The organism is Pseudomonas sp. HN8-3, from assembly GCF_020790195.1.
GTDB lineage: Bacteria > Pseudomonadota > Gammaproteobacteria > Pseudomonadales > Pseudomonadaceae > Aquipseudomonas > Aquipseudomonas synxantha_A.
The window spans coordinates 2,689,049-2,702,511 of record NZ_CP086206.1; the positions used below are offsets into that span (position 1 = coordinate 2,689,049).

The 13,463-nt window shown below is 58.9% G+C and carries 6 protein-coding genes; 3 read left to right on the top strand and 3 right to left on the bottom strand.

What is annotated here, in order from left to right; all coding sequences use genetic code 11:
- Positions 1 to 30: 30 nt before the first annotated feature.
- Positions 31 to 3,741: a methionine synthase gene (gene metH, locus LJX92_RS11870; protein ID WP_223018592.1), complete on the bottom strand. Its 3,711-nt coding sequence runs from the start codon at positions 3,739 to 3,741 to the stop codon at positions 31 to 33.
- 167 nt (positions 3,742 to 3,908) lie between these two features.
- Here metH and LJX92_RS11875 point away from each other — a divergent pair, with 167 nt between their 5' ends.
- Together LJX92_RS11875 and LJX92_RS11880 are read left to right on the top strand one after the other, a co-directional pair.
- Complete coding sequence (locus LJX92_RS11875) at positions 3,909 to 6,200, top strand: fatty acid cis/trans isomerase (RefSeq protein ID WP_228309802.1); 2,292 nt, start codon at positions 3,909 to 3,911, stop codon at positions 6,198 to 6,200.
- A gap of 81 nt (positions 6,201 to 6,281) precedes the next feature.
- Positions 6,282 to 7,307 (top strand): acyltransferase family protein, encoded by a 1,026-nt coding sequence (locus LJX92_RS11880; protein WP_223018594.1) that lies wholly within the window; start codon positions 6,282 to 6,284, stop codon positions 7,305 to 7,307.
- A gap of 41 nt (positions 7,308 to 7,348) precedes the next feature.
- Here the strand turns inward: LJX92_RS11880 and LJX92_RS11885 are convergent, their stop codons facing one another.
- Positions 7,349 to 11,530 (bottom strand): SET domain-containing protein-lysine N-methyltransferase, encoded by a 4,182-nt coding sequence (locus tag LJX92_RS11885; RefSeq protein ID WP_228309803.1) that lies wholly within the window; start codon positions 11,528 to 11,530, stop codon positions 7,349 to 7,351.
- A 415-nt stretch (positions 11,531 to 11,945) separates the two neighbouring features.
- Between LJX92_RS11885 and nfuA the strand changes: the two genes are divergently transcribed.
- A complete protein-coding gene (gene nfuA, locus LJX92_RS11890; RefSeq protein ID WP_003190728.1) occupies positions 11,946 to 12,530 on the top strand; it encodes a Fe-S biogenesis protein NfuA in 585 nt (194 codons plus the stop codon).
- A gap of 122 nt (positions 12,531 to 12,652) precedes the next feature.
- Here the strand turns inward: nfuA and cobM are convergent, their stop codons facing one another.
- Positions 12,653 to 13,399, bottom strand: coding sequence for a precorrin-4 C(11)-methyltransferase (cobM, locus tag LJX92_RS11895; RefSeq protein ID WP_228309804.1), 747 nt, complete (start codon positions 13,397 to 13,399; stop codon positions 12,653 to 12,655).
- Between the last annotated feature and the right edge of the window lie 64 nt (positions 13,400 to 13,463).

Here is a 13,463-nt window from a genome sequence, read left to right on the forward strand (position 1 = left end):
AGCGCCGAACCGGGTGGTCGGGGTTTAACCTCAGTTGTCATACCCCAGGTTCGGCGCCAGCCAGCGCTCCGTCACGCTGAGGTCCTGGCCTTTGCGCGCGGTGTAGCTGGCGACCTGGTCTTTGTCGACCTTGCCCACGGCAAAGTACTGCGCCTGCGGGTGGGCGAAGTACCAGCCGCTGACTGCTGCTGCCGGGAACATGGCGTAGTGCTCGGTGAGGAACACGCCGCTGCGCCCGGCGTGCATTTCACGGGCCTCGGGGTCCAGCAGTTGGAACAGCTGGGCTTTCTCGGTGTGATCCGGGCACGCCGGGTAGCCGGGGGCAGGGCGGATGCCGCTGTACTGCTCCTTGATCAGCGCCTCGTTGTCCAGTTGTTCATCCTTGGCATAGCCCCAGTGTTCTTTGCGCACTTGCTGGTGCAGCCATTCGGCGCAGGCTTCGGCCAGGCGGTCGGCGAGGGCCTTGACCATGATCGAGTTGTAGTCGTCGCCAGCGTCCTGGTAAGCCTTGGCCACTTCCTCGGCACCGATGCCGGCGGTGGTGATGAAACCACCGATGTAGTCGGTCACGCCGCTGTCCTTGGGCGCGACGAAGTCGGCCAGGGAAAAATTCGGCTTGCCGTCGGTCTTGATGATTTGTTGGCGCAGGTGATGCAGTTTGGCGATGGGCTGGCCGTCGTCGCCGTAGACTTCCAGGTCATCGTCCTGCACCTGATTGGTCGGCCAGAAACCGAACACCGCGCGGGCGCTGATGAGTTTCTCGTCGATCAGCTTCTTGAGCATTTCCTGGGCATCGGCGTACAGCGCAGTGGCGGCTTCACCGACCACCTCGTCTTCGAGGATGCGCGGGAACTTGCCGGCCAGGTCCCAGGAGATAAAGAACGGCGTCCAGTCGATGTACTCGGCCAGGACGTTGAGGTCGATATTGTCCAGCACCTTGGCGCCGGTAAAGGTCGGTTTGACCGGGGTGTAGCTGCTCCAGTCGAACTGCGGCTTCTTGGCGATGGCCGCCGGGTAGCTCAGGCGTTCGGTACGCGCACTGCGGTTGGAGGTGCGTTCACGCACGTCGATATATTCCAGGCGGGTTTTCTCGACGAAACCGGCCTTCAGTTCCTTGGACAGCAACTGCGTGGCCACACCCACGGCGCGCGAGGCGTCGGTCACGTAGATCACGGCGTCATTGCTGTACTTGGGCTCGATTTTCACTGCCGTGTGCGCCTTGGAGGTGGTCGCGCCACCGATCATCAACGGCAGGTGGAAGTCCTGGCGCTGCATCTCGCGGGCCACATGCACCATTTCATCCAGGGACGGCGTGATCAGGCCGGACAGGCCGATGATGTCGCACTTCTGCTCCTTGGCCACCTGCAGGATCTTCTCGGCAGGCACCATTACACCCAAATCCACGATGTCATAGCCGTTGCACCCGAGCACCACGCCGACGATGTTCTTGCCGATGTCATGCACGTCGCCTTTGACCGTGGCCATCAGGATCTTGCCCTTGGCCTCCGGCTTGTCGCCTTTTTCCAGCTCGATAAACGGGATCAAGTGGGCCACGGCCTGCTTCATTACGCGGGCGGATTTCACCACCTGGGGCAGGAACATTTTGCCGGCGCCGAACAGGTCGCCGACGATGTTCATGCCGGACATCAGCGGGCCTTCGATCACTTCGATCGGACGTGCGAACGACAGGCGCGACTCTTCGGTGTCTTCGACGATATGCGTGGTGATGCCCTTGACCAGCGCATGTTCCAGACGCTTGTTGACGTCCCAGCCACGCCATTCCTCGGTCTCGGCTTCCTTGACGCTGCCGTCGCCTTTGTACTTGTCGGCAATCGCCAGCAGGGCGTCGGTGCCTTCCGGCGTGCGGTTAAGCACCACGTCTTCCACGGCGTCACGCAGCTCGACCGGGATCTGGTCGTAGATCTCCAACTGGCCGGCGTTGACGATACCCATGGTCAGGCCGTTGCGGATCGCATACAGCAGGAACACCGAGTGGATCGCCTCACGCACCGGGTTGTTGCCGCGGAACGAGAATGACACGTTGGATACGCCGCCGGAGGTCAGCGCATACGGCAGTTCGTCGCGGATGTAGGCACAGGCGTTGATGAAATCGACGGCGTAATTGTTGTGCTCCTCGATACCGGTGGCGACGGCGAAGATATTCGGGTCGAAGATGATGTCTTCCGGCGGGAAGCCGACTTCATTCACCAGAATGTCGTAGGAGCGTTTGCAGATCTCTTTTTTACGCGCTTCGGTGTCGGCCTGCCCGGCTTCGTCGAAGGCCATCACCACTACCGCAGCGCCGTAACGCTTGCACAGTTTGGCGTGATGAATGAACTGCTCGACGCCTTCCTTCATGCTGATGGAGTTGACGATGCCCTTGCCCTGGATGCATTTGAGGCCGGCCTCGATCACTTCCCACTTGGAGGAGTCGATCATGATCGGCACACGGGAGATGTCCGGCTCTCCGGCAATCAGATTGAGGAAGGTGACCATGGCCTTCTTCGAATCCAACATGCCTTCATCCATGTTGATGTCGATCACCTGGGCGCCGGCTTCCACCTGCTGCAGGGCGACTTCCAGGGCTTCGGTGTAGTTGTCTTCGCGGATCAGCCGAGCGAACTTGGCCGAGCCGGTAATGTTGGTACGCTCGCCGACGTTGACGAACAACGAGCTGCGATCGATGGTGAACGGCTCCAGGCCGGACAGGCGGCAGGCTTTGGGAATGTCCGGGATCGGGCGCGGCGCATAACCGGCAACGGCCTTGGCAATGGCTTCGATATGGCCCGGTGTGGTGCCGCAGCAGCCGCCGACGATATTCAGGAAACCGCTCTGGGCGAACTCTTCGATGACCTTGGCGGTTTGTGACGGCAGTTCGTCGTACTCGCCGAATTCGTTGGGCAGGCCGGCGTTGGGGTGCGCCGAAACGTGGGTGTTGGCTTTGTTCGACAACTCCTCCAGGTAGGGGCGCAGCTCGCTTGCGCCCAGAGCGCAGTTCAAACCGACCGAGATCGGCTTGGCGTGGGCCACGGAGTTCCAGAACGCTTCGGTGGTCTGGCCCGACAGGGTACGGCCGGAGGCATCGGTGATGGTGCCGGAGATCATGATCGGCAGTTCGATATTCAGTTCTTCGAACACGCCTTGCACGGCGAAGATCGCCGCCTTGGCGTTGAGGGTATCGAAGATGGTTTCGATCAGGATCAGGTCGGCACCGCCTTCGATCAGGCCCTTGGTGGCCTCGGTGTAGTTTTCCACCAGTTCGTCGAAAGTCACGTTGCGGTAGCCAGGGTTGTTCACGTCCGGGGACAGTGAGCAGGTACGGCTGGTCGGGCCCAGTACACCGGCGACAAAACGCGGCTTGGCCGGGTTCTCATGGGTTTTGGCGTCGGCCACCTTGCGCGCCAGGCGGGCGCCTTCCACGTTCAATTCATAGGCCAGCTCTTCCATGCCATAGTCGGCCATGGAGATCCGCGTGGCGTTGAAGGTGTTGGTTTCAAGGATGTCGGCGCCGGCGTCCAGGTAGGCCTTCTCGATTCCGCCGATCACGTCGGGACGAGTGAGGACCAGCAGGTCGTTGTTGCCCTTCACGTCGCTTGGCCAGTCGGCGAAGCGTTTGCCTCGGTAGTCCTGCTCCTCAAGCTTATAGCTCTGGATCATCGTGCCCATGCCACCGTCGAGGATCAGGATACGGTCCTTGAGGGCTTTGTGAAGGGCTTGCAGGCGAGCGCTACGATCGGGCATGGGACTACTCTGGTCAGGCATTACGGAGGGCGTGAATCATAGCAAACCTGTGCCGATTTAGAGCATGTCAGGGTTCTGCATGAATATCGCTCATGTTGTCGGCAGTCATGGCCCGGTAGAATCACCGCCACTTCACAGACCGCACGCCTTGAATCGGGACCCGATACATGTCACTTCGTTTGATCGTCAGCGCCGTCCTGGCCTTGATAGCCAGTACCGCGCAGGCTGACGGCCGCGCTTCGGCGATTTCCTATACCCGCGATATCCAACCGATCTTCACCGAGAAGTGCGTGGCCTGCCATGCCTGCTACGACTCTGCTTGCCAACTCAACCTTGGCAGCGCAGAGGGCGCGGCCCGTGGCGCGAGCAAGGTGCCGGTGTACGACGGCGAGCGTAGCCAGGCCACACCGACTACACGGCTGTTCTATGACGCGTTCGGCAAACAAGCCTGGCAGCAGAAGGGCTTCTATTCGGTACTGGATGCCCAGGGCAGCCAGGCTGCGTTGATGGCACGTATGCTGGAGCTGGGGCATAACGCGCCATTGCCACCCAATGCCAAACTGCCCGACGAGATTGTATTGGGCCTGAACCGCCAAAACATGTGCGCGACGCCCGGCGAGTTCAACGCCTATGCCGGCGCCCATCCCAAGGAGGGCATGCCGCTGGCCGTCACCGGCCTGACCGACCAGCAATACCAGACCCTGCAACGCTGGCTGGCCTCCGGTGCGCCGATTGATGAGCAGAGTCTGGCTCCCAGCACCAGGGAAGCCTTGCAGGTGCAGCAATGGGAAACCCTGTTCAACCAGCCGGGCGCCCGGCAAAGCCTGGTGGCGCGCTGGTTGTACGAGCATTTGTTCCTCGCCCACATTTACTTCGAAAACGGCGAGCCGGGGCATTACTTCCAGTGGGTGCGTTCGCGTACGCCGAGCGGGCAGCCGATCGACTTGATCGCGACCCGTCGTCCTAACGATGACCCAGGCACTCAGGTCTATTACCGCCTGTGGCCGGTACAGGGCGTGATCGTGCATAAAACCCACATCACTTACCCGTTCAGCGCGGCGAAAATGGCACGGATCAAAGACCTGTTCTATTCCGGTGACTGGCAGGTGAGCGCCTTGCCGGGCTACGGACCGGGGCGCCGTGCCAACCCGTTCGAAACCTTCGAAGCCATACCGGCCAAGGCGCGTTATCAGTTCATGTTGGATAACGCCGAATACTTCGTGCGCACCTTCATCCGCGGTCCTGTATGCCGTGGGCAGATCGCCACGGACGTGATCCGTGACAACTTCTGGACACTGTTCCAGGAGCCGGACCATGACCTGTACATCACCGATGCCCGTTACCGCGGCCAGGCCACGCCATTGTTGGCCATGCCTGGGCAAAACGATGATGTGGGCAGTGTGCTGGGCCTGTGGCTGGCCTATCGCGACAAGCGTAATCAGTATGAGGCGTTGCGCCGCGATAGCTACGCAGATGTGCCGCCGCCGAGTTGGTCGAGCTTGTGGGCGGGTAATGACAATGCCTTGCTGACCATCTTTCGCCATTTCGACAGCGCCTCGGTGACCAAGGGCCTGATCGGTGAGGTGCCGCAGACGATGTGGCTGTTCGATTACCCACTGCTGGAGCGCACTTATTACCAGTTGGCAGTCAACTTCGACGTGTTCGGCAATGTGTCGCACCAGGCCCAGACGCGCTTGTACTTCGACCTGATCCGCAACGGCGCCGAACAGAACTTCCTGCGTCTGATGCCGGCCGACACCCGCGAGGACTTCCTTGACGACTGGTACCAGAACAGTGGCAAGCTCAAGCTGTGGCTGGACTATGAAGCCATTGATGACGACAAGCCCACGGGGCTGCATCTGGACGAGAAAGATCCCAAGCGCGATTTTGCCAACCAACTGCTGACGCGTTACGGCGGTTTGAACGTCAGCCCGGACCCGATCAACCGCTGCACCGGGGCCTATTGCTCGCGCACCTGTATCGACCCGGCCTTGCAGGACGCCGAACAGGCGCTTAGCCGCCTGACGTCGCGCCCGGCGGCGGGGCTCAAGGTGATCGACCAGTTGCCCGAAGCCACCATGCTGCGCATCGAAACCCAGAGTGGCCAGCGCGTGGTCTACAGCATGCTGCGTAACCGTGCCCACAGTAACGTGGCTTTCCTGTTGGGTGAGGCTTATCGCTACCAGCCGGGCCTCGACACACTGACCATCTATCCGGGGGTGATGAGCAGTTACCCGAACTTCATGTTCAACATTCCAGCTCAAGAGGTGCCGCAATTCGTCACGCAAATGGAGCAGGCCAAGGATGCCAAGCGGTTTGAGAAAATAGTCGATCGCTGGGGGGTACGCCGCAGTCATCCGCAGTTCTGGCAATACTTCCACGATTTGTCGCGGTACATTCGTGAAACCACGCCAGTGGAAGAGGGTGTATTGGACATGAACCGCTACGAGAATCTATAACTACTGTATTGGTCCGGTCATTTCTCCAAGTGAGCGCTGAAGCAGTCGGATACCTACCTACGGACTGGACAGGGGACACCGATGTTGATTTCAGTGCAGTTTCTACGCGCCTTGGCGGCATGGAGTGTGGTGGGCCACCATTTCATGCAAGGGTTTTTCAACTTTGAAGCCAGCAACGCGCTGGAATTTCTGTTTGTCGACAAAGGCGCCATTGGGGTGGATGTGTTCTTTGTCATCAGTGGCTTGGTGATTTACCTGGCGACTGCCGACAAAGCGCTGAACCCCGGGCGTTTCATGCTGATGCGCGTGGCGAGGATTGTTCCTGCGTATTGGTTCTATACCCTGCTCATGATTCTCGTGGTTGCCGTTGTGCCTGCGATCTTTCCAGAGGCTCGGCTCGAACCCGGTCATGTACTCATGTCGATGCTCTTTATACCGGCCCAAAACCCGGGAGGCTTCGGCGTCTACCCACTGCTCGATGTCGGGTGGACACTGAATTTCGAGATGCTGTTTTATTGCCTGTTTGCCTTTGCCTTGCTGGTGCCCGCGGCCTATCGCTTGTGGGTGGTAGCAGCGCTGCTGTATCTGGTGTGCTACATCATCACTCCCGCCGTTGACCTGGCCAGTGACTTCTACCATGAGGACATTATTTTCGAGTTCCTGATGGGCGTGGTGATCGGCATGCTGTATCGGCGCGGCCTATGCCGGGCCAAGCCGTGGCTGGCATTGTTGAGTATCGCAGCGGCCCTGGTGGCTATTGATCATGGCGCGGACATACCCCGAGCCCTGGAGTGGGGAGTACCCAGCGCGATAGTGGTCTTCAGTTGCGTGGCGCTGGAACCTTACTTCCAGGGCGCGCGCTTGTTGAAGGTGCTCGGGGATTGCTCCTACTCGGTCTATCTACTCCACGTGTTGGTGCTCAGCGCCGGGCGTTGGATCGCCGACCGCACGGGGATCGACCCTTACGCCATATTGCCTGGATGTATCGTCATCATCGGACTGGGCGCATTTGTGAGTTACCAATGGCTGGAGAGGCCTGCCTACCGCACGCTCACACGCTGGTTTGGCGTTGATGCTCCGGCACCCCTTTCGACAGCGCCTCGGTGACCAGGGATCTGGTCGGCGAAGCGCTTTACAAGTGGCCGGTCTCAGGGCTTCAAGTACTTCCAATAGCTTTTGCCATAGTCCATCAATAACTCGGTCCCGGCCGGAATATCCCGCCACGCGACAATAAATACCATGTATTTACCTACGCACAGGGAGCCGACGTTCTCGATACCGACATCGGTAATGCCCGGTACCTTGACCGCATTGATCAGGCTCAGCGTATTACTGTTGCCGTGGCCGCTAATGCTGGCACCGCTGGTGTTGGTCTGAAATAGATATGTGCCGACCGCCGCTTCACCCTTTTCAAGTATTTCGGTATTCACCGAAGCTTGGTCCAAGTGCAGCTTGCCGGTGTACGGCCCCAGCACATCGAACCGCTTGATGTCGGTGCGGGCCACGACCGAGAGTCCGCGTTCCGTGCCCTCGTTGAGTTTCTTGACCTCCAGCAATCGATCGAGCTTGCGATGATGGTTGCCCTCCTTGGAGATCCATTCGCGAATGCTCTTGGTGGCAGCCTCCTTGACTTCCACATGTTGCATGCCGATGAACTCATCGAAAAAGCCGTTGGCATCGGTAATTTTGATGTTTTGCAGTGGGCCTTCCAGTTCCAGGGTCAAGCTGCGCCTGACATCGTTTGGGTCCTGCAGGATCGGTGCGTTGTTGTTGATTTTATGGTCAAAGGACGCCGTGATTGAAGTGGAACGCCGGCGGGCAGGGACGGCCTCTTCATCCAGGCGCGGATGTTTCGAGCCGCCTGCCGTAGGTGGCGGGGCGGGGCGTTTCCTGGCGATCGGTTGATCCAGCGGGCTCCTCTGCCCGAAGATCAACATTTCCCTGCCGGCGCGGGTCATGCTGCCATTGTCATTGACGTAGGCGCTCCAGATCATCGGATTGAGGTTTTTCTCATCGACAAACGTGAGCACGGAATGCCTTGAACCAGGGGTAATGTAGTGCTTGTGCCATTCGTCCAGGTGTTCAGGTGTCAGTACGGTGAATTCTCCACCGTTGGCATGCTTGGCGAGCACTTTGCCGGCGGCGCGATAGCTGCCATCGAGGTTGACGTACTGTGCCAAATCCCGTGGGTCCAGGTTATGGTCAGCGGCGAAGCCTTCAAGGGTAAGGCTGTTGCGTTCTCGTTGCGAGCTGTTGCGCCAATGCTCCAGATGGTCGTGGGTAATGGCGGTACGGGCGGTTCCCGCACGGTCGAGCATCTGTTGCCCTCGGGGTGTCAACGTGTCGCGGCTTTTGACAAATTGGCGGAATGCGGTGGGGTCCAGATTGTAGGTCTTGATGAAGGTGTCCAGGGTTTTTTTCAAGGCGTGTTCACTGGATTCGGTCCATTTCTGCAGGATCGAGGGGGTCACGACGTTCGTGACATCCGGCGCGCCACCCGTGACTTTGATCTGGCTTGAGTACCAATGCCCCGGTTCTACGGAGGATAGCGTGATCGACAGGTCGCGATTGTTCTTCGGGTTGACCATGACCACCGAGAAGCTGTTGTCGGCGCCCGCGGCGGTTTCCTGGATAAATCCATAGGAATTGTCACGTACCTGATACACCGCGATCTTGCCCTTGTCATCGACATTGCAGATGAACTTCTGGTTGTAGTCCGCGCGGGAGAAGATACCGCGTGCGTCGGGTTTGAGACCGCTGATCAACTGAGGGTCGACGGCGTATTGACGGATCAACGGGCTGCTGTTGCTGATCACCGTGATCGGTTCGCGATAACGCGGGCCGAAGGCTTTATTGGACGCGGCATCGATGAGGCGAAAATCTGGCGCGTCGAGGCTACCGACGTTACGCATCGGAATGTCAGGGAAACCGTCGACGGTAAAGAGTCGATCGCCGGCCTGAAGTGGCTTCCAGGTCGTGGGGTCAACTGACTTCATGTGGCGGGCAGCGAGGGTTCCATCGCGTAGGAGGGCGACCCCGCGTTTCGTCTGGCGCATGGCAATACGGCCAAGCTTGACCAGTCCAAAGCGCGCCAGCCTGAGCAGGCTGGGTACCGCCGCCAGGGGGTTGAGTTCCTGCAGAACTGAAATCACCAGCGTGCCTGTCAGTTTTGCGAGTTTTGGCAAGGCCAGGCGCAACCCGGTTTTCCCGGCCTGGATGATCAGACGGCTGGAGCCGGCAACATACCTTCCGACCGGCAAGGCAAAAGACACGAAGTCGATGGTCAGGCTCGCGATCCCCGGTTTGATGCGCTGGGGATCCCCGGATGCGAGGTCGTCAATGCCGGCCCAGAAGGGAACAAATACCTTGCCCCAGAACGTCATGTCTTCCAGTACATCGCGGCCGATGTCCATTTCCCGTGTGCTTTTGCGGGTCTGTTCCAGGAGCGCTTCTTCGTCGCGGAAAAACAGCTCTCGGGCGATCATACTCGCCAATTGTTCACTGCGCGGGGCATACAGGGTATTAGGGGCGAACGATTCGATTCGACGTCCCAGGGCATCGATGGCCGGCAATGTTTCGCCGACTTGCTCAACGATCAACTCGGCCTTGCGGCCTGCAACAGGGGTATTGCTCTCCTTGTAGGCATTCGGATCAAAGGGGACTTCGGTGGCCAACCTGTATTTACACCAACTCATCGCGTCGCGTAGCTCTACGACCTTGCCGTCCAGCGGCAGGGTCTTGATGTCAGGACGTCGACGAATCAATCCGGCGAGGGGGAACACCTCGATGTAGTTGGCATGGAAGGGCTGGCGTGGTTTTACGATTCGAAGGATGAAACCTGCCCGGTAACGAACGGCATCGGTCTTGCGTTTGTCTTCATATTCGACCGGAACCTTGTCCAGGGCTTTTCGCAATGAGTACACCGTGATTTCGTCTTGATCCACATTAAGGGTGTCAGAACCCAGGTGGGCAAGCAGGGATTGGATCAAGACCTTGTAGGCGTTCCTGGGCGTCTCAAGGGCCTCACGGAAAACTTTGTCGTACTCGGCGTCCGACGCCGAGCGCCAACGACTGGGCAGCTTGAGCGCAAGATCGCGGACTGCGTTGAACACCTCATGCTCATGTTGCTCGAGGGCGGCTACGGCTTGGGCAAGTTCCTCACGGGAGTGGCCTGACTGCCGAGTGGCAATCAACCCGTTGGCTTGCGCCCAGTAAACGCTCGGCGCGAGCTTGGCGGCCGCTACCAGTGCTTGTTGCTCGGGGCTGTTGGCATGGGCGCTATAGTGTGCCGCTGGCAGGTTGAGCAATTGTTCGAAGGTCATGTGGCGCGATGAGCCTGGTGCCAGCGCTTCGGCCAGAAGGAAACCGCTTCTGAAGTTGACCCAGGCAGTGGTGACACCGTAGGGCAGGTCCTGGGGAATATCGGCGACCCATACCTCGCTGGCGATATTGGCCTTGGCCACGCACATCACCAAGGGTGTCGACTCAGGGCTGATCGACAGGGCGTTTTCAAAGCGCCGGGCCAAAGAATTGCGGATCGACGAATAGTAAGTTCCCGCTGAGATGAACAACTTCAATTCATTATCAATGGACGCTTGAGGTGCGGGGATGATCGTCAGCCATAGCGCGCGCCAGAGTAATTTCACTAGAACCGGCTGTGGGCAACTTTCGTGCTTTTGGCTGCCATACCAGCCCAACGCCGTGGCTATCCGTTCGGCCAGTGCCAGGTTCTGCGGGCTGTTGAGAATCTGCTCAAGCAAGACCGTTGGTGTCGTTGCGAGCAGTTCCTGCTGCGATGGGGAATAGTGCTCAGGCAATACTGTACGGAACAGAGATCGGCCGGTTTCCTTTTCGATTTGGCGGGTCACCTCCTTGATAGTTTCGTCGGCCGGTGCATCCAACAAATGCTCCAAGTCGCTTACGTGGCCGTCGTGTCCTAGTCGCTGCAGAACGCGGTGCTCCTGCAGGCCATAGAGCACCGATTTCCACTGTGCGGTGGTCTTGGGCTGTGGGGGGGCGATGGAGTAATACTTGAAGACCAGATCAAGCCTTACCGAGCCATCGGCTTTGAGTCCATTGCCCACGCGGCGGTTGATGTCGAGCAATACATCGACGTCGATGGACCAATAAGTGGGGACATGTCGAAGGACCACGGCGTGGTCGTCGATGCTGAAAACTTCGGGAAGAGCGGGCATCGGCGGGCGGGTGCTGCTGAGCATTGTCGAGAGCAGGTCGTAGAGAAAGTCCCGCCCCAGTACGGAATTGTCAGGCTCTGGTTTCTTGCAGAGGAACTGTTGAAAGTCTTCATCCTCCTGCAGTTTTTTCAGCACCCGAAAGGCTTCCTTGCACTCGCGACCCAATGCGGAATCTTGCGGGGGGTAATAATAACAATCAGAAGCGGGTGACGACTTCAGTGGGATGCGTGCGGTCACGTAATCAATCAAATGGTCCAGATGCGCTGGCTGTTCAGGCAAACCCTTGAAATGGAAACTCTGCATAGCAATATTCATTGAATCCTCACAACCAATAGCCGAAGAGGATTCACTATATTCAGCATGATTTTGCGGGAGGCCTATATAACTAGGTGCAAGGCAGGCGTTGGCGATCGATCTGTTTTCACGGGCAATGGGGCGGTTGTTCGCCATCGGTCAGGGGGATAGGGGGGCTTTTCCGACAAAAATGCTCGGACTTTGTACCTGCGTAATAATTTGGCGTAAACTGCCGGCAAGCCTGTGAGGAGTTTCCATGACTGCCATAACCATTACCGACGCCGCCCACGATTACCTGGCTGACCTGCTGTCCAAGCAGAACACCCCGGGTATCGGCATCCGCGTCTTTATCACCCAGCCCGGCACCCAGTACGCCGAGACCTGCATTGCCTACTGCAAGCCTGGTGAAGAGAAGCCTGAAGACACCGCCCTGGGGCTGAAAAGCTTCACCGCGTACATCGATGCCTTCAGCGAAGCTTTCCTTGACGACGCCGTAGTCGACTACGCCACCGATCGCATGGGCGGCCAGTTGACTATCAAGGCACCCAACGCCAAGGTGCCCAACGTTAACGCCGACAGCCCGGTCAATGAGCGGATCAACTACTACCTGCAAACCGAGATCAACCCGGGGCTGGCCAGCCACGGCGGTCAGGTGAGCCTGATCGACGTAGTGGATGACGGTATCGCGGTATTGAAGTTCGGCGGCGGCTGCCAGGGTTGCGGCCAGGCGGACGTGACCCTGCGCGAGGGCATCGAGCGCACCTTGCTTGAGCGTATTCCTGAGCTCAAGGGTGTGCGCGACGTGACTGATCACACGCAGAAAGAAAACGCCTACTACTGAGTAAGGTGTTCACTGCGAGCTTAAAAAACGGCGCCCCGTGAGCGCCGTTTTTTATGCTCTAAATTCAGCAAGTTATGATGATTGTCTGATAGTTTGGATTGGCTGTGGGTCAGTCCATGTCTTCAAGGGCGATAGAGGTGGGCGTGACCTGCGCGGTACAGCGAGGACTCGCCAAAGCTATCATTTGCCAACACCCGCCCGACTATAATCAGCGCCGTACGCCGAAAGCCTTTAGTCGCGACCTTCTGGGCAATATCACTCAACGAACCCACCACCCAATCCTGGTCCGGCCATGTCGCGCGGTGCACCACGGCGATCGGGCAATCTGCACCATAGTGCAGCAGCAGCTCAGCGACGATCCTGTCCAGATGATTGACCCCCAAGTGAATGGCCATTGTCGTGCCGTGCCGGGCCAGGCTGTCGAAGTCCTCACCCGCCGGCATGCTGGTTTTATCCGCATAACGGGTCAGGATCACACTCTGGGCAATGTCCGGCAGGGTCAGTTCGGTTTCCAGCAACGCCGCGCAGGCAGCCACCGCCGTGACCCCGGGAATGATCTGAAAGGGAATGCCCAGCTCGCGCAAGTGACGGATTTGCTCACCAATCGCCCCATACAGGCTCGGGTCGCCGGAGTGCACGCGCGCCACATCCTGGCCTTGCGCATGGGCGGCTTTGATCACGTCGATGATCTGTTCCAGGTGCAGCTCGGCACTGTTGACCACCTGGCGTGCCTGATGACCTTCCAGTACTGCCGCAGGCACCAGCGAGCCAGCGTAGATGATCACCGGGCAGCTGCGGATCAGCCGCTGGCCCTTGACGGTAATCAGTTCCGGGTCGCCGGGGCCTGCGCCGATGAAGTAGACGGTCATGGGGAATTCCTGTTGAAAAAACGGGCGAGCATGAAGATTGCTCATGATCGAGAGCGGCAATTAT